Below are 23630 nucleotides of genomic sequence, written 5' to 3' on the forward strand. Positions count from 1 at the left end.
GGCGCGCACACTGTCACGCCGCGCCGCAGCTGGACTCGCGTGGACGCAGGCGCTAGCGTGGTGCGGATTTTTTGCCTACAGGGGAATGCCCAATGAGCCACGACGCGCAGCCGCGCCAGCTCACCTTCCGTGCCGTCGCGCTGGCCATCGTGCTGGCGGTGGTGCTTTCGGCCGCCAATGCCTACCTCGGCCTGTTCGCCGGCCTGACCATCGCCACCGCCATCCCGGCAGCCGTCGTGTCGATGGGCGTGCTGCGCCTGTTGGGCGGTGGCACCATTCTGGAAAACAACATCGTCCAGACCGGTGCGTCGGCCGGCTCGTCGATCGCGGCCGGAGTGATCTTCACCATCCCCGCGCTGGTGATCATGGGCTATTGGCCGGACTTCAAGTACTGGTGGGTGCTCGGCATCGCCGGTATGGGCGGCCTGCTTGGCGTGTTGTTCTCGGTGCCGCTGCGGCGCTCGATGATCGTCGAAGATCCGCTGCCGTTCCCCGAAGGCAAGGCGGCGGCCGAAGTGCTCAAGGCCGGCGAAAATCCCGGCCCGGGCTTGAAGATCCTGGCCATCTCCGGCGCCATCGGTGCGCTGGTCAAGCTGGCTGCGGCCAGCGGCCTGCGCGTGATTCCCGACACCTGGGCGCAGGCTACCTACCTGGGCAGCAGCCGGCTGGTGGGCTATATCGGCACCAACCTGTCGCCGGCGCTGCTGGGCGTGGGCTACATCGTCGGGTTGAACGTAGGCATCGTGGTGCTGTCCGGCTCGATCCTGTCCTGGCACATCGCCATCCCGCTGTACCAGCAGTTCTTCATGGGCTCGGACCCGGCCCTGGCGCAGAGCCTGGTCGGTGCGTCGGCTGCCGATGCAGCGTTCGGCATCTGGGGCGCGAAGATTCGCTACCTCGGTGTCGGCGCGATGTTGATCGGTGGCGTGTGGACCCTGTTTTCGCTGCGTAAATCGCTGTTTTCCGGCGTCAAGAGCGGCTTTGCCGCTGCGCGCAAGAGTGGCGGCGGCGTGGTTGCAGAGACCGAGCGCGATCTGCCGATGAAGTGGATGCTGGTGGCGCTGGTGCTGTGCACGCTGCCGCTGCTGGGCCTGTATCAGGCCATCGTGCAGCAGTGGCATGTGTCGATCCCGATGACCATCATCATGATCGTGGCCGGTTTCCTGTTCGTATCGGTTTCGGGCTATCTGGCGGGTTTGATCGGTTCGTCCAACAACCCGGTGTCGGGCATCACCATCTCCACCATCCTGTTCGCTTCGGCGGTGCTGGTGTTGCTGCTCGGCAAGAGCGGCCTGGTGCCGGTGGGCATCGGCGCTGCGCCGCTGGGCGCAGTGGCCGCCATCATGATCGGTGCGGTGGTGTGCTGCGCGGCGGCGGTGGGCGGGGACAACCTGCAGGATCTCAAGGCCGGTTATCTGGTCGGTGCCACACCGTGGAAGCAGCAGCTGATGCTGGGTATCGGCGCGTTTTCGTGCGCATTGATCATGGCTCCCGTGCTGAACCTGCTGGCCCAGGCCTACGGCATCGGCCCAGCTACGCCACAGCATCCCAATTCGCTGGGCGCGCCGCAGGCGACGCTGATGGCCTCGGTGGCCAAGGGCCTGTTCGGCGGCCAGCTGCCGTGGAGCATGATCGCGATCGGTGCCGGCGTGGGTGCAGCCATCATCGCGTTGGACGAATGGTTGAAGGCCACCGGCAAGCGCTTTCGTGTACCGGTGCTGGCCGCGGCCATCGGTATCTATCTGCCGCTGGAATTGATGGTGCCGATCTTCCTCGGTGGTCTGATCGCGCATCTGGTGGAGCGCTTCCACAACATCCGTGCCGACGACGAAGACGGCCGTGATCGCGTGCATCGCCCGGGCGTGCTGTTTGCCGCCGGCCTGATCACCGGCGAGGCATTGATGGGCATCGCCATCGCCGTGCCGATCGTGCTGTCCAGCCGCGCCGATGTGCTGGCATTGCCGGCCGCGTTGCAGCTCAACCAGTGGGTCGGCCTGGCGATTCTGGCCCTGGTCGGCTGGCTGCTGTATCGCGTCGGCAAGCGCGGCGAACAGGTCGCCTGAGTGCGATGCCAGATGGCGCATGCGCCCAGCATGCGCCATCTGCAAGCCGCGCGTGGTTGTATGCGTGGCTGATCCATTGCAGGTGTGATGGATCGGGAATCAGCTGTCTGGGCCGCCGGTCTTTACCCGGCGAAGACATGCCAGCGCCGCAATGGCGCCAGGTCCTCCGTACGACGGAAGTTGATTCGCCGTTTCGATTGCATGGCTGCGACTGCGTCCGACGCACCGCATGCGAACCGTGCAGCATTACCGCATGCAGGGCATCTCTGCCTGCATAGCCATCGGCTACCGCCATCGACATTCAATGTCTTTGCGCCGGCTTTACGCCCTGCGCAGCTGCCATGCATAGCGACTTTATGCCGCTGCTGCTTATCGTGCCGTCTCCCGCACAACGGTGCGCCATGAGTGCTGCATGCCTGGACTGATCCTGATCCCAACCACGCTGTAGAACGTGGCGCGCTCACGCTGTGCATGACGCCGCAAAGCCAGGCACGTGTCTGGCAGTGCAAGCCTGCGCACTTCTCTGCAGCAGGCGTATGCATCGCATCGTGACCGACTGACGCCGCCCTGAAAAAAAACCAGTTGCGGCGCCGCCGATCAAGCGCAGCGCCGCCATGCCGCGCGTCGTAACGCTTTACTCATCCCACTCTTCAACGCTGCACGGTCATGCGATCCGTGCCGCGCTTTGCCCTGGAATCACCGCAATGCCCACCATCACCTCGCGCTCGTCCACCCGCAAGACACCCGCATCGCTGCTCGCCGTCATCGTGACTGTAGCGCTGAGCAGCCTCGCAGTTCAGGCGCAGGCGCAAGACGCCACCGAAGCGGCGCTTTGCACCGATCGGCCGACCAAGGCCAATGCCACCTGCACCGTGCCGGCTGGCGCCTGGCAGCTGGAAACCGACATCGGCAATGACACGCGCGACAGCCAGCCCGGCACACGCACAGAAACAGCGTACTTCACCAATCCCACGCTCAAGTACGGCGTCAGCGACCGCATCGATCTGCAACTCAATTGGGCGCCGCAGCTGCAGGTCAAGACCACCGACCGCGCCACCGGCGCGCGCAGCAGCCTGAGCGGCGGCGGCGATCTCTATCTGCGCATGAAGGCGCGTGTGTACGAGAGCGACACCGCCAGCGTGGCGCTGCTGCCGTTCGTCAAGGCACCCACCGCGCGCACCGGATTGGGCAACGACGAATGGGAGGGCGGCGTCGCATTGCCGATCAATTTTGCGCTGCCCAACAGCTTCTCGCTGACGTTCGGTCCGGAACTGGATTGGTTGGCCGACAGCGATGGCAGCGGCAAGCATGTCGCCATCGTCAACGTGATCAATCTGGCGCGCCCGCTGACACCGAAGGTGTCGATGGCGGTTGAGCTGTGGTCCTCGATCAACCGCGACCCTGCACGGACCGTCGAGCAGTACTCGGCCGATATTGCGGCGACGTATCTGCTCAACCCGCTATTGCAGCTGGACGTGGGCGCGAATTTCGGCCTCAACGACCGCACGCCCGACAGGCAGGTCTACGTAGGCCTGTCGCACCGCTTCTAGGAGCAGCTCACAAAACGACTGCGTAGCCGCCAGGCGGGCGCGGCCGGTGCTCGGAATCGGCATGTGCCACGCGTACACCGCGGTTCCTGTGCGCCGTCCGCACCCGCTTGACGACTGCTCGCTACGTTTTGTTAGCCGCTCTAGAGCGCCCAGCCGCCCGTGCCGCGTGCAGGCGGCATGGGCCAGGCGCATGCGTGCGCGGCGCACCACGTCGCGTGCGCATGACCTCCTGCCTTTGCGCGTGCGCCGCAGCAACGCCTACCATCGACGTTTTGCCGTTGCCGGAGAGCTCGATGAAGCTGCGTCACGCCGTATTGCCCCTGTGTCTGCTGGCTGCCCTGCCAAGCCTTGCCGCCGCGCGCGGTTTCGATGTGCGCGACATGGTGGCGCTGGACCGGGTGTCCTCGCCCACGCTGAGCCCCGATGGCAGCGTGGTGCTGTTCGCCAAGCGCCAGGCCAAGACCGCCAATGGCAAGCCGGCCACCAGCCTGTGGGTGCGCAATCTGCGCACCCGCGATTTGTCGCCGCCCAAGCGGCTCACCCCGGAAGGATGGAACGTCAACAGCCCGGCGTTGTCGCCGGACGGCAAGACGGTGTACTTCCTCAGCAGCAAATCCGGTAGCCAGCAGCTCTACGCGCAGCCGATGGCCGGCGGCACCCCGCAGCAACTCACCGCATTTGCAGTAGACGTGGACAGCTACAAGCTCTCGCCGGACGGCAAGCGCATCGCCTTCAGCGCGGGCGTGTTCCAGGACTGCGGCTCTGACCTTGGCTGCACCAAGAAGAAGCTGGGCGAGCGCAAGAACAACAAGGCCAGCGGCGTGGTCTACGACCAGTTGTTCGTGCGTCATTGGGACACCTGGAACGATGGCCGCCGCAATACCTTGTTCGTCGCCGAGTTGCCTGCGACCGGTGCCAAGGCAGTGGTCGGGGCGTCGGCGATCAGCGCCACGTTGGCCGGCGACGCGCCGTCCAAGCCGTTCGGTGGCAACGACGATTACACCTGGTCGCCGGATGGCAGCAGCGTGGTGGCCAGCGTGCGCATTCCGCAGCCGCATGGCCCGGAATCAGGCAAGAACGCCAAGGCCAGCGGCAAGCCCACCGGTAACGACGAGCCGTGGCAGACCAACTTCGATCTGTACCGCCTGGATGCGACCGGCAAGTCCGCGCCGGTCAACCTGACCGCGGCCAACCCGGCCTGGGATGCCGGCCCGGTGTTCAGTACCGACGGCAAGACCCTGTACTACCGCGCCATGAAGCGCCCGGGTTTCGAGGCCGACCGTTTCGGCCTGATGGCGATGGATGTGGCCAGCGGCAAGGCCCGCGAGATCGCGCCGAAGTGGGACCGCTCGGCCGGCGAAATCGTGCTGAGCGACGACGGCAGCAGCCTGTACACCAGTGCCGACGATCTCGGCGAGCATCCGCTGTTCAAGATCGATATCGCCAGCGGCGAGGCCACCAAGCTGGTGGGCGAGGGCAGCGTGCACGCCCCGACGCTGGCCGGCAATACGCTGGCGTTTACGCGCAGCTCGCTCAAGAGTGGCGACCAGGTCTTCGTCAGCGACACGCAAGGCCAGGGCCTGCGTGCGATCAGCCAAAGCGCCGGCGAACTGCTGCCAGAGGTGCAGTTCGGCGACTACGAACAGTTCCAGTTCAAGGGCTGGAACAACGACACCGTGCATGGCTACGTGGTCAAGCCGTACAACTACCAGGAAGGCAAGACGTACCCGGTGGCGTTCCTGATCCACGGTGGCCCGCAGGGCAGCTTCGGCAATGGCTGGAGCAACCGTTGGAATCCGCAGACCTACGCCGGCCAGGGCTATGCGGTGGTCATGATCGACTTCCACGGCTCTACCGGCTACGGCCAGGAATTCACCGACGCCATCAGCCAGCATTGGGGCGACCGCCCGCTGGAAGATCTGCAAAAAGGCTGGGCCGCCGCGCAGAAGCAATACGGCTTCCTCAACGGCGACAAGGCCTGCGCATTGGGCGCCAGCTATGGCGGCTACATGGTCTATTGGATGGCCGGCAACTGGAATCAACCATGGAAGTGCCTGGTCGACCACGACGGCGTGTTCGACAACCGCACCATGGGCTACGCCACCGAGGAATTGTGGTTCAGCGAATGGGAGAACGGCGGCACGCCGTGGCAGAACCCGGCCGGCTACGAGAAGTTCAACCCGGTGCTGCACGTAGACAACTGGAAGGTGCCGATGCTGGTCATCCACGGTCAGCAGGATTTCCGCATTCCGGTCGAACAAGGCCTGGCCGCCTTCACCGCGCTGCAGCGCAAGGGCATCGATTCCAAGTTCCTGTATTTCCCGGACGAGAACCACTGGGTGCTCAAGCCGGATAACAGCGTCTTGTGGCATGACACCGTCAACAGCTGGCTGAAGCAGCATATCGGTCAGTGACGGACGACCGACACGCCGCCAGGCGCGGCGTGTCGGTTGCGCAAGGTAAATACGCAAGGCCTTACCTGGGAGAAGCGGCCTATCGTTTTAGAGGATGCCGACTCACGCAGATCTTATGTCGCATCGATATCAAAAGAGACGCAATCCAGCATCTATTAGTTTCCCAATTCTCATATATACAAGTGAGCCGCACTGCCCAGGATTAGCGCCGGCGTATGCAGCAGCAGTCACAATCCCATACGCGGTAGATGAGCTCCAGACTGGGCCGCCGCTGTCACCGCCGAAGCAAGCTAGCTCCTTTCCAACCATGACCATGTAAGCAGAATTATCACAATTCTGGCCATTACAGGCTCCAGGCAAAAAGCCAAAACTTGTTGCCGATACAACTCCACAAGAAAACCCAGTATTTACCCCGCGATGACAAATTCGCTGCCCCACACTGGCCGTACCCGAAAATATTATAGCCTCGATACCAGCTGGATCAGTGGTCGATCCAGTAATTGACGATGATGCCTCATAACCTATGCTTGGAAAACTATGTCACTGCAAGTCGTGACTGGCATCCCACATTTCTTTTTTGAAGCCCAGAATAGCAGTTACATGTCCAGGTTGTCCGGCAGGAACCCAGTTGTAATAAACCATGGTATTTGGGCAATGGCCAGCAGTTAATACTCCCGGCATTTTTGTCGCAACATCTCTAACCATAAAGCCAGTTGTACATTGATTACCGTTCGAACCCTGAAGTATGTTGCCGCCCCGGAGGTATGCTGTATTCCGCATCGGCCCAGGCATGAAATCTATGCGGACCGGATTCCCAAGCGCTCTTGCAAGCGCAGAAACCTCCTTCTTTATACCTTCCTTTTCCGGCTCCGGAACGTAGACATACAAGACAATCTCACCTGTTTTCTCATCATAAAAATAACCCTGCAGCCCGGGTATGCTCTTGACAATGGCCTGCTTATTCTCATTAATTATTTGCTGCACTTCCTCCATAGTCTTGCCAGCCCCGGTTTTAACTACAACAGGCACATCGCCAAACGCTGTCGATAGCTTTACTGGAGGAATCGGGTTATTGCCTTTTAATCTGATAACATACCGGAAATCAGGTGAATCCTCCCAATAGGCACCTGCAAGACGATCTTTATAACGACTCGTTAAAGCTGCCAAATCTTTCGAGGAGCTTTCTTGAAGATTCACTCTTCTCGCTGCCTCAGAAGGACTTATCATAGCGCTCCTTGCGTAAGCCTTGACTTCGTCACTCTCTACATTCACGCCACGAGATTGAGCGGCCGAATTAAGAGAAACGAGAGAAAGACTTAAAAATACTATTTTTGCGCAAAATTTCATCCTAGTCTCCTTGGATTTCCCTGCAATTAATCTATAGCATGCATCAATTTGAGGATCAACCCAAATAAATAAATTACCTGATTAGCCTTTACCTTCAGCCGGCTGTCGCAGTATCTGCGTCGGGCTGGGTGGATGCTGCCGTCACCTGAAGCCAATGAGGTGGCGTGATGAGCATCAATGCCGCGCAGTTCCAGGCAAGATTGTCGATGCCTGAGTTCTTCGCGTCCTACGGCACCGAGGCTAATTGGCGTTGCTCTGGCTGGCATGTTCTTGGAAGTTGAGTCTAGGCTCCATGCTCTGCTCACGACTTCTTCCTGGGTTTTGTTAGCCGCTATAAGTGCTATCGCGCACTTTACAAGTGGCGGTGGCTGCAGGGATTTCGCTGCCCTTGCTGTGCCGGACGAGTGCGCTCGCGCTTCAAGCGTGGCGGCATCATCTACTACCAGTGCAGCGCTTGCCGGCACCAGACCAGCCTGATCGCTGGCACGATGTTCCAAGGCACCAAGCTACCGCTGCGCACCTGGTGCTGGCCTTGCAGCTGTTGACCTCGACCAAGACCAACATGGTCGCGCTGAAGCCGATGCGCCATCTGGGCATCAACGACAAAAGCGCCTGGCGGATGACGCACAAGATCATGCAGGTCATGGCCGAGCGCGAAGCCATGCGCAAACTGACCGGTTTCGTGCAGATCGATACCTATCCTGGCGGTGAGCGCAACGGCGGCAAGGCCTGACGCGGATCGGAGAACAAGCAGCCGTTCCTGATGGCGGTGCAGACTGATGCCACCTTCCCCGCACCACGCTGTGTGGTGATCGAGCCGGTGCGCAGCTTCGACAACATCTCGCTGCAGGACTGGATCGCCCGTCGCCTGGTGCCCGAATGTAAGGTCCATACCGATCCAATGACATCACGTGCGCTGGATGAGCACGCTTGGCGTGAACCGGTTGCAACGCCGCTGTCCAGATCACGGGCCAATGCATCCCAAATGCGATTGCCGCAGCGCATCACGGGCATGTCAAACTAGCGCATCTTCCTCTTCCCAGTTCCCTGCCAGGACCGCAAGGACCGTTTGCATGCGCACGTCGTTCCGCCCCGCATTGTGGGTAATCGCTCTGATCTGCAGTCCCGCGTTGGGCGCTGCGTCGCGGCCTGCCGTTGCGCCTGCGCGCGCGCCGGTGGCGCTGCCTGCGTCGTCCGAGCAAGGCGGCGACGCGAGCGTGCCATTGCCGGCCGTGCTGAAATCCGGCATGGGGTATCGCGCGTTTGCGCAGGCGGTGATGGAGCAAGGCTGGCAAGTGGTGGATCCCCTTGCGGCCGATAGCTGCATGGCCGCTGGCGACTGCGAGATCGAGTTCATTGCGCCCGGCGGCAGCGCGCGCCTGCGCGTGCAGGTAGGCTCACAGGCCGGTGCGGCGGTGGTGCAGAGCTGGCGTGCGCGACAGGTGCCGCTGGATCGCATCGGTAACCCGACCGCTGCGGCGGGAGATGCCAAGCCTGCACCGGCGGCAGTGGACGCAGGCAACAACTCGCGCTGAGTCCCCAGGCCGCAGGCAGATCGCGCATGCGGCGTATCATGGCGCGGCAGGGGCGGATTGTTTCGATCGCGCGCCTGGTTTGATGCGCCTTTCCCGGTCTCGAGCACCTTGCCCTGCATGAACCCTTTCGCATGAAGAGCATCGATCCTGCCGATCTTGAAGCGTTGTTCGATGCCGTGCCGGACGTGTTGTTCTTCGTCAAGGATCGCGAGGGCCGCTACACCCACGTCAACCAGACCATGCTGCGGCGGCTGGGGCTGAAGTCGCGCAAGGACCTGATCGGCAAGCGTGTGGCCGAGGTCTATCCCAGTGGCCTGGGCGCCAACTACGCCAATCAGGACGAGCAGGTGCTGGCCGGCGAGGTGATCGACAACCTGCTGGAGCTCCACCTGTTCGCCAACCGTGAGCCTGGCTGGTGCCTGACCTGCAAGCGGCCGTTGGTGGTGAACGGCAAGGTGCAGGGCATCATCGGCATCTCGCGCGATCTGGGCCCGCAGGATGGCCACGAATCGCAATACGAAAAGCTGCGACTTGCGCTGGCGTATCTCAACGCCAATTACGCGCAGAACGTCCGCATGCAGGCTCTGGTGGAGATCACCGGATTTTCCATGTCCAAGCTGCAACGCTCGTTCCGCAAGGTATTCCAGCTCACGCCGCAGCAAGTATTGGCCAAGCTACGCCTGCAGATGGCGATGCATCTGCTGCACGGAAACAAGAGCCTCACCGAAATCGGCCACGCTTGCGGCTTCAGCGATCAAAGCGCCTTCGCGCGGCAATTCAAGCTAGCGGTGGGTATGACGCCGCGCGAATATCGTGCGTTGGCGAATGCGCAGCAGTTTTCGACCGAAACAGTGTAGAGGGCGGGGCGATCTCAACGTGCATGCGCAAGACATGGGGTGCGCCTGAATTCTCTTGAACTGCCCGATGAGGTGTTTTTCCAACAAGCGCCCTGTGGCGGGCCGATACCGCGTCGCGCGCCTTGCCCAGGCGGCTAGCCTGGGCCGCAGCGCACGCCTTGTCTCCACGCGCCACAGGACGCTTCGCACTCGTCTCACAGTCAAAGGGCGTCGGACGTGTTAGCGGGTCTTGATAGGAGCTCAAAGTAGTTGGAGATGCCTTGATCGCCTTGTCCGGTCCTTGAATAACGGCGTGCGCAGTCGAGTCGTCTTCGTATCAGTCACCAAGCATTCGCGCCGCATGCGAACGGCGCAGCATTCGGTGGTCTACTAAGGCGGCGATGTCACGCACATCGACATGAGTGGGTCGCGCTTCTTGCGTTGAAACGGCAATACGGAGTCGCTGCAGGTCATCCCGCAATTGCATGATGAAGAATGCAGGGTGCAGCGAGCAGTGAGTGACGCAGGCGCTGCAGCATGCAACACGATGAGGCAGGTGGCTCGAGCGCCATGGCACAGGTAACGCGGTTATTGCGTCACGCAGTGGCAACACGCATTGCTGCCGGCTAGCAAGGCTGGGGTGCCGCACCACCACGTTCCACGCACATTCCCGGGCGGGGGGACACTCGGACGCCGTGCGCGAGCAAATTGAATGGCGATATCGGAGGATGCAACGTGCCTAAGATTGAATCGACCAAGCAGGCCCCACCGGATCCCGCGCAATTGATTCAAACTGCACCGACACCATCGGGCTCGGGATCAGCCGCAAGCACGTCTGCCGACAGTGCGGCGCCCTCAGCGCAACTCGGCGGGCTTTCCATCAGGCCGCGGCGGCTGGGCCGGGCTTCCAGAGCCAATCTCCCAGCGGCATCCTCTACCAACGCACAGGACGTCATGGCGGCGCTCTTTGCCGCGCCGTCAGTTCCGCAAGGGCCAGATCCTTTCGAAGTATTGAGCAAGGCCTCGTCCAGGCTGACACGCTTCAACGACCTGGCACAAAACATAGTGCCGACACAGCCAACGGATATCAGAGCCCTGGAAGCAAGACTCCGGTCCGGAACGTCTGCGATCGAATCCGCTCGACAGGCCTTGCAGGCGCTGGCCGAGTTGAGTATCCAAAAACGCATGCCGGTCGACAATATCGAAGAACACGAGGATTTCCTGGTGACGCATCTCGCCGTAGCCGCATGCCTGCACCACGACTCATGCAAGGAGATGATCGATCAGAAAGTGGCTACCGAATTGGGCCATGTGCGGACCCAAAGGGTCGAGATGGTGGTGTTTTCCCCTGAGGCCCTCCGTCTGCAGCAACCGGAACCATGGCTTGCGTTACGCGGGCATCTTCTGAATGCCCTTGCAGCGATGGAGGAGGTTTGCCAGCGCATCAAGTCGCCGATGACGGGTCAGGGGCCGCGTGAGTCGCTCAAGGCCCATCTCCCGGTCGTCAGGGCGATGATGGGATCGTGCCATGAACGGATGCAGACCGTCCGCGGAATGCTCGTCGAAATACATTCAAGGAGACTTGCCGATGAGGCCTGCAATTGCGGCCTGCCCCAGGTGCTTGACGGACTGAGGGAGCTCGAGGAAGTCGAGGATCTTGGCCACGCTGAGGTGGGTGAAGCGCTCAGGCATGTGATCCAGATCCATATCGAACGCCTGTCCTCAACCGAGCACTCACTGACGCCGCAGATGCTGGCCATGTACAAGCAAGTGCTTGTCGAATACGCCGAGCTGCGTGGCCGAGCGGCGACGCAGCTGTGTATGGATGCCGCCGCGCTCATCGAGGACGGGGGGCGTGCCACAGATCATCTATGGCCAACGATGCTCGATCTTGCCCAGGCACTTGCCGACCAACGCCAGGCAATTCTTGACGTGTGTGATTTCGCCATCCAGGACAGGCAGCTGATTGGCGCAGCAGCGGCTACGCCCGAGCAAGCACCGGCGTCGAGCACACCAAGCGTGCCGACAACGACAACGACAGCAGGCAAATCGAGCAGGTCATACAAGGCACGCACGCGCACGCCTGATGCTTCCAGCTCGGCGGCAGCGCCCGCCGCGCGACGGGTCATTGACGAGCGCAGCGCAGCGCAAAAGCAGGCCGACGAGATACTCAGAGGCACGCGCCTGGAGTCGTTACCAGTGGCAGAACTCGGGGGCGATTTCATCGCGCTCGCCAAGCGCCTCGGCAAGGACACCACCGACGTAGAGCGCCTGATCGGCGACTCCAGGCATGACGCGGCGACAGCCTTCGATTTTGCCAGGACCTGCATGCAGGGCTGGTTCGGATCGAGTGAGCGTCTGCTGCAGCTCAAAAGCAAGCTCCGTGCAGGAGACGGGCGCATCGAACAACTCGACACGCGGCTGCGGTTTCTCCAGAGGATCGAGGATGCTTTCGAACGGCGCGAAGCCGATGCGCTCAAGACCGATCCGCAACCACGGGCACCGCATCTGGAGCGCCTGTTGGCGATGAATGGAGTGGCACGCGTCACGGCGCCGAAGCGCCTTCGCTCGGCGGGCGACGGTGGCAGGCTATTCGAGGTGCGTATCGAGCACGCGCCGCAGTCAAATGGAGACATTCCCGCGCCCTGGTTCGTCCACGTACATACCGAAAAACCGGTAACCCCCGCCAGGCTGCGCGCGCTCCATTACAAGGACTTGGCCGCCGTCCACCTGAAGACCGCGAGGGAGGTCAACCTGGGCGCACGCTGGGAGGAGATGATGCGCGCCCTCGGAAATACCGAGGCCAAGGTGCACCGGGCAACCATCGGCTCCAAGCTGCTTGGCCAGCTTTGGGCGGCTGGCTCTGGCGGGCAACAATAATCACGACGCTCGGTCGGTCCTTACCAAGGAAGGAGATCGCCGGAATACATGCCCTCAGCGCACGGATCACTCAATGTGAGTGGCCAGTTGCAGCAGGCCTTTTCCCGGTTGTAGCGAAAGCCGGTCCCATCATGCTGAGGACCTTGTAGCGTGCATCTTCTCCGGGAATGGCCAGCATATTGTCAGGGCCCAGATCAGACGCTTCGCTCAGGGCCAGCCTGGCCAGCAGCCAGGCGAACAGCCCGTCCAGACCGCTGTTGCGCAGCGTATCGATCAATGCCTGTTTGCCCGAACGAAGATTGACCGGATCGTTCATTCGCGCAGCGCGTGGTCTGCGGTCAGTTCATTTACCTGCGCATCGCTGCCGGCGGCAGCTCTTTTAACACGGACAGCGGCCTGCTTGGCCTGCGCAAGCGAAACGTCAGGCGGCAGAAACGCCTTGGTCAGGAATGTATCCAGCGGCTCTGCATCATGAAGGCGTCGCGAGGCGATCAAGACGTGTTGGGCAGTGCCAGCAGTGATGAGTCCGGAATGTTTTGCCGCGAAAGATGGTGGCCCTGCAGCGCATTGACCAAGTCCTGTGCGGCCGCGACGTTGATGACGTCAAATAAGGCAGGGATACCAAGCGGGTTGCGTAATCGAGGATCAGCGGCAACCAGACTGTCGTGAATCTCGCAGACAGCGTCGATGTCCAACGCACCCGTCTTCGCTTTTCCGTCAATGTCGTCCCTGTTTCGGTATCGAGAAAGGCATGGAAGGCCAGTGTCAGCCATTGTTGCGTGGCCTCTTTGTCCATGGTGCCTTCAAGCAGCCTGGCTGCCGAGCCGACGATGTAGCCCAAGCGCTTGTTGGCCTCCGCGCCTTGCCCCTTCGCGCAACATTCCACTGCTTGCCCCAGCAGGCTTCGCGATATTCCGGTTTTGACAAGATGCTCCTGGCCATAGAGCATCCCGACCATGCCGACATCGCTGCCTCCCAACGTCGCCTTGGAGCGCGAAAAGACAACAGCGCTTCCGGACAGGCTCATCGCAGATAAACGTCGCTCACGTCAGGGTGCTATCGCGGCTTGGTGACGAACATTGCTTAGATGCGCATGCTGCTTGCGCGATCGAAGCGGTGGCTAAAGCGAAACAACTGACCCCTGCCGTGGAAATGGGGGGCGTAACCCACCGCTACCGCGCAAACGCGTGGTAGCGGCGAGAACCGGGTGGCGTGGGACCGCCAGCGCGGCGGATGTGGCGCCCCTCGGTTTTCAACCGGGTGATCGGGCCTTCCCTAGGGCGGCTACGCCAGCATGCGCACCTTCGGCTCGCGTGCCCACTGGCGGGTTTTTGCTGCGGTAATGAATGCCTTGGTATCGGCGGCGGGAACCACGCCCGCATCCTTGCCGACGTTGCCGGCCTTCAACAACAACTGCGCGCCTTCGTCGAACGCGATGGCCTTCAGATGCGCCCAGGCAAAACTCACGAAATCCAGCGCCGCCGATTCGCGTGTCAGCAGCTTGGCCGCTTCCGAGGACAGCAGCACCGCCACCGCGTCGAACACCACCGAGGGCGTCCCCGCCAGCTGCCCGTCGGCGGCCAACTGCTTGCCGTCGTTGAGCTTGGCGCCGCCGAGCTTTGGCGCAACGATCTTGACCGTCGCGCCCGCAGCTTCGGCCGCCTTGCGTACGGCCTTGATCGCCGCTGCGTCCGAGCCATCGTGAATCAGGATGCCCACCGTGCGCCCTTTCAAGGTGTCCTTCATCTTGCCGATGACCTGCAAGGCAGGCGAGAGCGGCATGTCGATCGGCGCCACGGCAGCCGGCGGAGCGGGCGGCAGGCTGGTCATACCGAGGCCATCGGCCACTCGCTGCGCCAGCTCCGGGTCGATGTGCCGCAGATGGCCCACGATGGCGTCGCGCACGTGCGCGGTTTCCACCTTGGACAGTTCGAACACCAGTGCCGACGCGATGTGCGCCTGTTCCGGTGCGGTCTGGCTGCGGAAGAACAGGCGCGCCTGGCTGTAATGATCGGCAAAGCTCTCTGCACGCACACGGCCCTTGGCGCCTTCTTCGGCCGGGGTTGCGTGGCTGGGGAAGCCACGCAGCGCTTCGCGCGGCGCATCGGCCTGCAGCGAGCTGGGCTCATAAGCGACGCGGCCCTTCGGCACACCCATCTGCATGTGGCCGTCGCGCTGGTTGTTGGCGAACGGGCACTTGGGTGCATTGATCGGAATCTGGTGGAAATTGGGCCCGCCCAGGCGGCTCAGTTGCGTGTCCAGATACGAGAACAACCGACCTTGCAGCAGCGGGTCGTTGCTGAAGTCGATGCCGGGCACGATATTGGCTGGGCAGTAGGCAACCTGTTCGGTTTCGGCGAAGAAATTGTCCGGCCAGCGGTCGAGCACCATGCGGCCGACGATCTGCAACGGTATCAACTCTTCCGGAATGACCTTGGTCGAGTCGAGATGATCGAAGGGGAAGGTTTCTGCCTGCGCTTCGGTGAACAGCTGCACGCCCAGTTCCCACTCCGGAAAGTCGCCTCTCTGGATCGCTTCGAACAGATCGCGACGGTGAAAGTCTTGATCGGCACCGGCGATCTTGACCGCCTCGTCCCAGATGGTCGATTGCAGGCCTAGCTTGGGACGCCAATGGAATTTGACGAAGGTGCTCTCGCCTTTCTCATTGAGGAAACGGAAGCTATGGATACCGAATCCTTCGATCGTGCGCAGCGAACGCGGAATGGTGCGGTCGCTCATCGCCCACATGATCATGTGCATCGATTCGGGCGTCAGCGAGATGAAATCCCAGAACGTGTCATGCGCACTGGCGGCCTGCGGGAAACCGCGATCCGGCTCCATCTTCACCGCATGAATCAGGTCCGGGAACTTCATCGCATCCTGGATGAAGAACACCGGGATGTTGTTGCCGACCAGATCCCAGTTGCCTTCCTTGGTGTAGAACTTCACCGCGAACCCGCGCACATCGCGCGGCGTATCCACCGAGCCGGCGCCGCCTGCGACAGTGGAAAAACGGGTGAATAACGGGGTTTTTTCGCCAACCTCGGTAAAGATCTTGGCGGTGGTGTACTGGCTCAGCGACTTGGTCAGCTCGAAATAGCCGTGCGCGGCACTGCCGCGCGCATGCACGATGCGCTCGGGGATGCGCTCATGATCGAAGTGGGTGATCTTTTCCCGCAGGATGAAATCTTCCAGCAACGTCGGGCCACGCGGCGTTGCGCGCAGCGAATTCTGGTTGTCGCCAACCGGAATGCCCTGGTTGGTAGTCAGTTGCGGATGCGTACCGCCGGCCTTCTGGTGCAACTCATCGCCAGTACCGCGCGACACATCGGGCGTGGCGCTTGCAGCAGGTGAGACGGCGGGAACCTGCGCGGATTTACTGGGGGACTTGGCCATGGGGACTCCACTGTAGGCGGGCTTGGGATGCGGGCTGATCAATAAAGCCTGGGAGTGGTGCTGTTAATTGCGTGTGTCTGTATGCGAACGAATACTCACATGCGCAGCGAACATTGCGCCATGTCGCAGTTGGATGTTGCATCGGTCACGCGTTGCACATAGCCATGCACTCGCGAGGCAGCGAACGCGACCATTGCGCCATTTACAGCAGATCCAAGGGCTGTTTGCGCGTAGGCGGCGCGAAGGCGCGATCGATTTCGGCAAGATCGTCTGCGTGCAATTGCAGCGTGCAGGCAGCGGCATTGGCACGCACATGCGCCGGCGTTCCGGATTCGGGAATGGCGATGACATTGCCGCTGCGGATGGCCCACGCAAGCGCCACCGCAGTGGCCGCAACGCCACGACGCTCGCCGATGGCGTGCAAGACCGGATGATCCAGCAACGCGCGGCTGCCAAGCGGCGAATACGCCATTACGGCTACCTCGTGCGCGGCGCACCAGGGCAGCAGGTCGAATTCGATGCCGCGGCTGGCAGCGTGGTACAGCACCTGGTTGACCAGGCACTGCGAGCCGCCATCGATTGCCCAGAGATCCTCCATGTCATCGACGTCGAAGTTAGACACGCCCCAATCTCGGATCTTGCCGGCATCGCGTAGTGCTTCGAACGCGTCCACCACTTCGGCCAGATCGCTGCCGCCACGCCAGTGCAACAGGTACAGGTCCAATGTGCGCACTCCCAGCCGTTGCAGGCTGGCTTCGCAGGCACGCGCAATCCCGCGCGCGCTGGCATTGCTGGGCAACACCTTGGACACCACGTAGGGCGGTTGCGTGCGGCCGATGGCCTGGCTGATCAATTGCTCCGAGCGGCCATTGCCATACATCTCGGCGGTGTCGATCAGCTGCATGCCCAATTGCTGCCCGAGTTGCAGCGCTTGGATTTCCTGCTCGGGCGCATGCCGGCCCTGGCCCAGGTTCCAGGAGCCCAGGCCCAGCACGGGCACGCGACGCCCGTTGCGCAGGCGCACCTGCGCGCAGGAAGGGGAAGACGATTCGGACATGACGGGTTCCTGCCGCGTTGGAATGAGGGTGATGACCGTTACATCGGTGGCCTTGTCACTGCGACGATGGCTGCACCGATGTTGTCGCAGTGTCTGCATGCGCATCCCAGAACGCACAACGATGACGCTGCACGAAGTCGGGCGTTGCGCCGATCCTCTGCGGCGACAGCGTCAGCGGCGTGTCGCCGTCAAAAAGCGACCACGGCGGCCGCCCGCCGCCGTTGGGGTCGCCAGTGCGTGCGAACGCACCCCAGTAATCCTGCATCGTATTGGCGAACGCCTGCTGCGCCGGACTGAACTGCGGCTTGCCACTGAGCACCCACGGGCGCTGAAACAGATACACCAGTTCAGAGGCATGGAAAGCGCCCAATGCAGGCGAAAACGGCAGGCGTAACAGACCGTAAGGCGCGTCCGGGTCGTGGAACTCGTAGACATACACCGGCGCATGCGTGCGCAAGGCCCGTCCCAGCCGGCGTGTGGGGCAGGCGAAGCCACCATCGGTCACGATGTCGGCGAACGCCTCCCAGTGCGATTGTGCGGCAACGGCTGCGTATTGCCTCAGGACCGGGGCAGGCGAGGCATGCATGCGTTGCACGCGCGCTTCATAACCGCTGCGCAGGTTGAGCTTGCCGATATAGGACAGCAATTGCGCAAACAGACGTCCTTCGTCGCGATTGGTGCCCATCAGTACCGGCACCTGCACATGCCGGCCGCTGGCGATTGCAGCGGCCGGTGGCAGCGGCAACGCCTGGCCACCGGACATCGGCGCCCACGCATCGCTGCCGGTCAGTCCGCGGCGTTGTGGTGCTGCATCGGCCAGCGTGTCGGCCGGCAGTGCGCGCAGGCATGCGGCCGCATCGGGCGCGTGCGCGCAGCCCAGGCTTTGTGCCATACGCACGCCGCCACTTTCTGCCTCGCGCTGCGGCACGCTGGAATCGCTCGCCAGGCAGCTGCCGCTTTGCAGGATGGCGCGTTGAAACAACCCCGCCGCGCCGGGCGAAGCGAGCTGATAACAGATGCTCCACGCACCGGCCGATTCGCCGAACACGGTGACGTTGTGCGCATCGCCGCCGAATGCGGCGATATTGCCTTGCACCCAGCGCAAGGCCGCCTGCTGGTCGAGCAATGCATAGGCGCCTTCGCCTTCGCCGCGCAGGCCTGGATGCGCGTAGAAACCGAATACGCCCAGCCGATAGTTGGGTGCCACCACAATCACATCCTGGCGCGCAGCCAACGCGCTCAGGTCGTAGTCGACATTGCTGCCCAGTTCCAGCGCGCCGCCATAGATCCACACCATCACCGCGCGTGGATGCGCCGGTGCGGGGCCGGGCGGTGCGTAGACATTGAGCGTGAGGCAATCTTCGGACACATGCTTCTGCCCGACGCGATAGCGCGGCAGGCAGGCCGGGCCGGCCTGGGTGGCATCGCGGACCTGCATCCACGCGGCTGGCGGTTGCGGTGCGCGAAAGCGTAGTTCACCCACGGGCGGCGCTGCGAACGGCACCCCCAGGAATGCCCGACCCTGTGCACTGGCCACACCGCGCACCGGGCCGGCCGTTGTCTGCACCACCTCGGCACGCGCATCAGGCGCGTGCACCAGCGCCGGCACCTCGCCGGGACGGCGCGGTGCGCAGCCAACCAGCAGGCAGGCTGCCACCAGAAAAGCACCAAGGGAGTTCAGTTCACGCATGCGCCAGGGTCTGCTGTGGGATGAAAGCGTCCGTCATCATCCCGATGGCACGTGTAGGCCAGGAAAACGGCCGGCCAGTGCGCTGGGATGTGCATCGCGCATTGGCATCCACACCTGGCGCAACAAAAAACCCAGCCGTGTTACCGGCTGGGTTTCGTTAACCGTCGCGGGGGCGGCGATCAGGCCTCGGCGTCTTCCTTGTACGCATCCACCGGGATGCAGGCGCACATCACGTTCTTGTCGCCGTAGACGTTGTCCACGCGTGCCACCGGCGGCCAGTACTTCTGCTGCTTGAGGCTGGGCAGCGGGAACGCGGCCAGCTCGCGCGGGTAGGCATGCGTCCACTCGCTGGCCGACACCTGCGTTGCGGTATGCGGCGCGTGCTTGAGCGGGTTGTCTTCGCGGTCCAGGCGGCCGTCTTCGATGGCGCGGATCTCCTCGCGGATCTGGATCATCGCGTCGATGAAGCGGTCCAGTTCGTGCTGCGATTCGCTTTCGGTCGGTTCCACCATCAGCGTGCCGGCGACCGGGAAGCTCAACGTCGGTGCATGGAAGCCGAAGTCGATCAGCCGCTTGGCGATGTCTTCGGCGCCGATGCCGCTGGTCTTCTCCAGCGGGCGCACGTCGAGGATGCACTCGTGCGCCACCAGCCCATTGCGGCCGGTGTAAAGCGTCTTGTAGTGCGGCGCCAGGCGCTTGGCGATGTAGTTGGCGTTGAGCAAGGCCACTTGCGTGGCCTTGCGCAGGCCGGCGCTGCCCATCATGGTCACGTACATCCAGCTGATCGGCAGGATCGAGGCAGAACCGTAGGCCGCGGCGCTGACCATGCCGCCGATGCGCGAGGAGTGTCCATTCCCGCTTTCGGAGTTGAATCCGCCGCCATGGATGGCGGCAGTTTGACCTTCGCCGGCATGGATGCCGGCACGAGGCAGGTACGGCGCCAGGTGCGACTTCACCGCGCACGGGCCCACGCCCGGGCCGCCACCGCCGTGCGGAATGCAGAAGGTCTTGTGCAGGTTGAGGTGCGACACGTCCGAGCCCCACTTGCCGGGCTTGGCGACGCCGACCAGGGCATTCATGTTGGCGCCGTCGGTGTAGACCTGGCCGCCATGCGCATGCACCGCTTCGCAGATCGCCACCACGTCTTCTTCGAACACGCCGTGGGTGGACGGGTAGGTGATCATCAGCGCCGCCAGGCGGTCGGAATATTTTTCCGCCTTGGCGCGGATGTCATCCACGTCCACATTGCCGTTGGCATCGCACTTGGTCACCACCACGGTCATGCCGCACATCTGCGCCGAAGCCGGGTTGGTGCCGTGCGCCGATTCGGGAATCAGGCAGATATCGCGATGCGCTTGCCCGCGCGAACGGTGATAGGCGCGGATCGCCAGCAGGCCGGCGTATTCGCCTTGCGCGCCAGAATTGGGTTGCAGGCTCACCGCATCGTAGCCGGTGCATTCGACCAGCATCGCTTCGAGTTCGTCGATCAACTGCGCGTAGCCGGCGGACTGCTCGGCCGGAGCGAGCGGATGGATGGCGCCGAATTCCGGCCAGGTCACCGGGATCATCTCGGCGGTGGCGTTGAGCTTCATGGTGCAGCTGCCCAGCGGGATCATGGTGCGATCCATCGCCAGGTCCTTGTCGGCCAGCGAGCGCATGTAGCGCAGCAGTTCGTGCTCGCTGTGGTGGGTGTTGAAGACCGGGTGGGTCAGGAACGGGGTGGTGCGCAGCAGGCCTTGCGGCAGCGCATCGGCCGTGGCCGCATCCAGCGCGTCCACATCGGCCGTGGCACCGAACAGCTGCGCCAGCGCAACCACATCGGCGCGCGTGGTGGTTTCGTCCAGGCTGATGCCCACCGCCTCGCTGTCGATGGCGCGCAGGTTGATGCCAGCCGCGCGCGCACGGGCGTGGATGGCATCGGCATCGATCGCCTTGACGTGCAAGGTGTCGAAGAAGCGATCGCCGACGGAAACGCCAGCGCTGCGCAGTGCCGCCGCCAGGATCGCCGCCAGACGATGGGTGCGGCGCGCGATGCGCACCAGGCCGTCGGGGCCGTGGTAGACCGCATACATCGACGCCATCACCGCCAGCAGCACCTGCGCGGTGCAGATGTTGGAGGTGGCCTTTTCGCGGCGGATATGTTGCTCGCGGGTCTGCAGGGTCAAGCGATACGCCGGGTTGCCGGCGGCATCGATCGACACGCCGATCAAACGGCCGGGCATCGAGCGCTTGTAGGCATCGCGGCACGCCATGAACGCTGCATGCGGGCCGCCAAAGCCGAACGGCACGCCGAAGCGCTGCGAGTTGCCGACCACGATGTCCGCGCCCCATTCGCCCGGAGCGGCGATCAGGGTCAGCGCCAGCAGATCGGTGGCCACCGCGACCAGGCCGCCTTGCGCGTGCACGGCATCGGCCAGTGCAGCGTGATCGCCGATATGACCGAAGCTGTCCGGGTACTGCAGCAGCACCCCGAAGCACTCGGCCTGCAGCGCTTCTTCCGGCGTGCCGACACGCAGCACGATGTCCAGCGGCTCGGCGCGCGTGCGCAGCAGTTCCAGCGTCTGGGGATGCACTGCGTCGTGCACGAAGAACGTGTTGGACTTGGACTTGGCCGAACGCTTGGCCAGGGTCATCGCCTCGGCCGCGGCGGTGGCTTCGTCCAGCAGCGAGGCGTTGGCGATCTGCATGCCGGTGAGGTCGGCGCACAGGGTCTGGAAGTTGATCAGCGCTTCCATGCGGCCTTGCGAAATCTCAGCCTGGTATGGCGTGTAGGCGGTGTACCAGGCGGGGTTTTCCAGGATGTTGCGCAGGATGACCTTCGGCGTGTGGGTGCCGTAATAGCCCTGGCCGATAAAATTACGCTGCACCTGATTCTTGCTGGCGATGGCGCGGATCTTGGCCAGCGCTTCTTCTTCGGTGATCGCCTCGGGCAGCGCCAGCGGCGCCGGCGACTTGATGTTGCCCGGCACGATGGCATCGGTCAGCGCATCCAGCGAAGCGTGGCCGACCACGTCCAGCATCTGGGCGATTTCCGCGTCGTTGGGGCCGATATGGCGCTCGACGAACGCGCTGTGGTGTTCGAGGTCGCGCAGGGAAGACGGGGTCTGGGACATGGCGGGCATCCGGGGTAGGGGCAGACGAATGGTCGACCCGCACCACGGCCGGTATGACGCGCATGCGCGCACCACGACCTGCCGCAGCAGCGGTCTTCCTCGCGCCCCTCTGTCCTTTTGCCTGAGAGTTTAAAAACGCGGCCTGGCGCGTGGCCTGCCTGCGTTTCGTGCCCCTTCGGCGCCGGCATCGGCCGGTCTCTCCAGAGTTGTACTGCGGATGGTATCGGGCCTGAGCGATTACGGGCTGTTGCGCCTTCGGCAGCGGCAGTGCCGCTTCTCCCACCGTGTTGCGGGCCGATTATAGCGTGGCTGCAGGTTGCCCGGCGCGCCCGCGCGCACTAGTCTGCCTGCCGGCTGCACTTGGGTTTGCTTAACCTTGCCGGCGCAAGCGCCTATCATCGGCGGCCGTGTGCGCATGCCGGTGCCGCAACAAGCGGACGCCGGCGCGCACTCCATGCACTACCGCCGCGGACCCCTGAATGCCCCCCACCACGCCTTCCACCCGTCGCATGGCGCTGCTGCTGGCCGGGCTGGCGATGTTCGGCCCGTTTTCGATCGACACCATCTTCCCGGCGTTCTCGCAGCTTAGCCGCAGCCTGGCGGTGGACCAGGTGGCGATCCAGCAGACCATCAGCGTCTATCTGCTGGCGTATGGCCTGATGAGCATCGCGCACGGGCCATTGTCCGACGCCTGGGGCCGCAAGCGGGTGATCCTGGGCGGGCTGGCTTTGTTTATCGCCGGCTCGATCGGATGTGCACTGTCGCAAGACTTGCCCACGCTGCTGGCATTCCGCGCGCTGCAGGGCCTGTCGGCCGGCGTGGGCATGATCGTCGGGCGGGCGGTGATCCGCGACCTGTTCCATGGTCCGGACGCGCAGCGGCTGATGAGCCAGGTATCGATGATCTTCGGGATTGCGCCGGCCATCGCGCCGATCATCGGCGGCTGGATCCTGCTCAGTGGCGGCGGCTGGCCGTTGATCTTCTGGTTTCTGGTGGTGTTCGGTCTGGTGCTGCTCATCGCAACTCTGACCTGGCTGCCGGAGACCCATCCGGTTGAGGCGCGTACGCCGCTGCAGTTCAGGCGCCTGTTGCAGGATTACGTGCGCATCGGCTTCAACCCGCGCTTCCAGCGCCTGGCCGCGGCCGGGTCGTTCAACTTCGCCGGCATCTTCCTGTACATCGCCTCGGCGCCGGTGCTGATCATGCAGCACCTGAAGCTGGGCGAAGGCGATTTCGCCTGGCTGTTCATTCCCACTATCGGTGGCATGACGCTGGGCTCGTTCCTGTCCGGGCGCATGGCCGGGCGCATGCAGCCGGTGCGGCAGATCCGCATCGGCTTCGTTTGCTGCGGGGTGGCGGCGCTGGTCAATCTGGCCTATACCTTTGCGGTGACGCAGATCGCGCTGCCGTGGGCGGTGCTGCCGATCTTCCTGGCCGGCGTGGGCATGGCGCTGATCTTCCCGATCCTGGCGCTGGCGGTGCTGGACATGTACCCGCAGCAGCGCGGCCTGGCGTCTTCGCTGCAGGCCTTCACCCAGTTGATGACCAATACGGTGGTGGCCGGGGTGCTGTCGCCGCTGCTGAGTGAACATCCGCGGCATCTGGCGATCGGCATGACCGGTTTTTTCTTGCTGGGCTGGCTATTCTGGCGCTGGGAGCGCCGCAGCGGCCGCCGTCTACGGCACCGCCAGGCCACCGAGGCAGTGCCTCTGGAGCCGGCCGACCACCTCTGACCTCACAGGAGCCTGC

The 23630-nt window shown here is 63.2% G+C and carries 12 protein-coding genes, 1 other RNA gene, 2 pseudogenes and 1 riboswitch; of the genes and pseudogenes, 9 read left to right on the plus strand and 6 right to left on the minus strand.

Going from position 1 to position 23630, the window contains the following annotated elements:
* Positions 1 to 92 precede the first annotated feature (92 nt).
* The 4 genes from EO156_RS09315 (at position 93) to EO156_RS09330 (ending at position 6027) form a co-directional block, all read left to right on the plus strand.
* Positions 93 to 2063, plus strand: a complete 1971-nt coding sequence (locus EO156_RS09315) for an oligopeptide transporter, OPT family (protein ID WP_011050771.1) — start codon at positions 93 to 95, stop codon at positions 2061 to 2063.
* Positions 2064 to 2767: 704 nt separating this feature from the next.
* Complete coding sequence (locus EO156_RS09320; RefSeq protein WP_016848823.1) at positions 2768 to 3613, plus strand: transporter; 846 nt, start codon at positions 2768 to 2770, stop codon at positions 3611 to 3613.
* Positions 3614 to 3674: 61 nt separating this feature from the next.
* A non-coding RNA gene (locus tag EO156_RS09325) (sX9 sRNA) lies at positions 3675 to 3750 on the plus strand.
* A 135-nt stretch (positions 3751 to 3885) separates the two neighbouring features.
* The gene (locus EO156_RS09330; RefSeq protein ID WP_313905352.1) at positions 3886 to 6027 is read left to right on the plus strand and encodes a S9 family peptidase; all 2142 of its coding nucleotides are present in this window, start codon (positions 3886 to 3888) and stop codon (positions 6025 to 6027) included.
* Between the two features lie 540 nt (positions 6028 to 6567).
* Here EO156_RS09330 and EO156_RS24355 read toward each other — a convergent pair.
* On the minus strand, positions 6568 to 7374 hold the full coding sequence (locus EO156_RS24355; RefSeq protein ID WP_230577996.1) for a S1 family peptidase: 807 nt from the start codon (positions 7372 to 7374) through the stop codon (positions 6568 to 6570).
* Positions 7375 to 7688: 314 nt separating this feature from the next.
* On the opposite strand from EO156_RS24355, the pseudogene EO156_RS09340 reads away from it, so the two are divergent.
* The 4 genes and pseudogenes from EO156_RS09340 to xopP all read left to right on the plus strand — a co-directional run.
* Positions 7689 to 8305, plus strand: a pseudogene (locus EO156_RS09340) (IS1595 family transposase); the annotation flags it as partial.
* Between the two features lie 142 nt (positions 8306 to 8447).
* Complete coding sequence (locus EO156_RS09345) at positions 8448 to 8909, plus strand: hypothetical protein (RefSeq protein WP_005934556.1); 462 nt, start codon at positions 8448 to 8450, stop codon at positions 8907 to 8909.
* A 131-nt stretch (positions 8910 to 9040) separates the two neighbouring features.
* Positions 9041 to 9766: an AraC family transcriptional regulator gene (locus EO156_RS09350; protein ID WP_016848825.1), complete on the plus strand. Its 726-nt coding sequence runs from the start codon at positions 9041 to 9043 to the stop codon at positions 9764 to 9766.
* A 714-nt stretch (positions 9767 to 10480) separates the two neighbouring features.
* Complete coding sequence (gene xopP / locus EO156_RS09360) at positions 10481 to 12625, plus strand: type III secretion system effector XopP (RefSeq protein WP_026006792.1); 2145 nt, start codon at positions 10481 to 10483, stop codon at positions 12623 to 12625.
* A gap of 98 nt (positions 12626 to 12723) precedes the next feature.
* Here the strand turns inward: xopP and EO156_RS09365 are convergent.
* The 5 genes and pseudogenes from EO156_RS09365 to gcvP form a co-directional block, all read right to left on the minus strand.
* Positions 12724 to 13574: pseudogene (locus EO156_RS09365) on the minus strand (hypothetical protein); the annotation flags it as partial.
* Positions 13575 to 13909: 335 nt separating this feature from the next.
* Positions 13910 to 16021 carry a catalase gene (locus EO156_RS09370; RefSeq protein WP_016848827.1) on the minus strand — a complete coding sequence of 704 codons (2112 nt, stop codon included), beginning with the start codon at positions 16019 to 16021 and terminating at the stop codon, positions 13910 to 13912.
* 202 nt (positions 16022 to 16223) lie between these two features.
* A complete protein-coding gene (locus tag EO156_RS09375; RefSeq protein WP_016848829.1) occupies positions 16224 to 17078 on the minus strand; it encodes an aldo/keto reductase in 855 nt (284 codons plus the stop codon).
* A gap of 55 nt (positions 17079 to 17133) precedes the next feature.
* The gene (locus EO156_RS09380) at positions 17134 to 18768 is read right to left on the minus strand and encodes a carboxylesterase family protein (RefSeq protein ID WP_029828314.1); all 1635 of its coding nucleotides are present in this window, start codon (positions 18766 to 18768) and stop codon (positions 17134 to 17136) included.
* Positions 18769 to 18947: 179 nt separating this feature from the next.
* Positions 18948 to 21890, minus strand: a complete 2943-nt coding sequence (gcvP, locus tag EO156_RS09385) for an aminomethyl-transferring glycine dehydrogenase (RefSeq protein WP_026006927.1) — start codon at positions 21888 to 21890, stop codon at positions 18948 to 18950.
* Positions 21891 to 21980: 90 nt separating this feature from the next.
* Positions 21981 to 22095: riboswitch (glycine riboswitch) on the minus strand.
* 265 nt (positions 22096 to 22360) lie between these two features.
* On the opposite strand from gcvP, the gene EO156_RS09390 reads away from it, so the two are divergent.
* Positions 22361 to 23614 carry a multidrug effflux MFS transporter gene (locus EO156_RS09390; RefSeq protein ID WP_005915613.1) on the plus strand — a complete coding sequence of 418 codons (1254 nt, stop codon included), beginning with the start codon at positions 22361 to 22363 and terminating at the stop codon, positions 23612 to 23614.
* Positions 23615 to 23630 lie beyond the last annotated feature (16 nt).

Origin of the sequence: Xanthomonas sp. DAR33341, assembly GCF_003992815.1 — a bacterium.
GTDB classification, from domain to species: domain Bacteria; phylum Pseudomonadota; class Gammaproteobacteria; order Xanthomonadales; family Xanthomonadaceae; genus Xanthomonas; species Xanthomonas cissicola.

What these genes read in the sequence shown, in the direction of transcription:
- EO156_RS09315 (WP_011050771.1), top strand. Translation starts at nt 93, where the DNA reads ATGAGCCACGACGCGCAGCCGCGCCAGCTCACCTTCCGTGCCGTCGCG.
- EO156_RS09320 (WP_016848823.1), top strand. Translation starts at nt 2,768, where the DNA reads ATGCCCACCATCACCTCGCGCTCGTCCACCCGCAAGACACCCGCATCG.
- EO156_RS24355 (WP_230577996.1), bottom strand. Translation starts at nt 7,374, where the DNA reads ATGAAATTTTGCGCAAAAATAGTATTTTTAAGTCTTTCTCTCGTTTCT.
- EO156_RS09345 (WP_005934556.1), top strand. Translation starts at nt 8,448, where the DNA reads ATGCGCACGTCGTTCCGCCCCGCATTGTGGGTAATCGCTCTGATCTGC.
- EO156_RS09350 (WP_016848825.1), top strand. Translation starts at nt 9,041, where the DNA reads ATGAAGAGCATCGATCCTGCCGATCTTGAAGCGTTGTTCGATGCCGTG.
- EO156_RS09370 (WP_016848827.1), bottom strand. Translation starts at nt 16,021, where the DNA reads ATGGCCAAGTCCCCCAGTAAATCCGCGCAGGTTCCCGCCGTCTCACCT.
- EO156_RS09375 (WP_016848829.1), bottom strand. Translation starts at nt 17,078, where the DNA reads ATGTCCGAATCGTCTTCCCCTTCCTGCGCGCAGGTGCGCCTGCGCAAC.
- EO156_RS09380 (WP_029828314.1), bottom strand. Translation starts at nt 18,768, where the DNA reads ATGCGTGAACTGAACTCCCTTGGTGCTTTTCTGGTGGCAGCCTGCCTG.
- gcvP (WP_026006927.1), bottom strand. Translation starts at nt 21,890, where the DNA reads ATGCCCGCCATGTCCCAGACCCCGTCTTCCCTGCGCGACCTCGAACAC.
- EO156_RS09390 (WP_005915613.1), top strand. Translation starts at nt 22,361, where the DNA reads ATGCCCCCCACCACGCCTTCCACCCGTCGCATGGCGCTGCTGCTGGCC.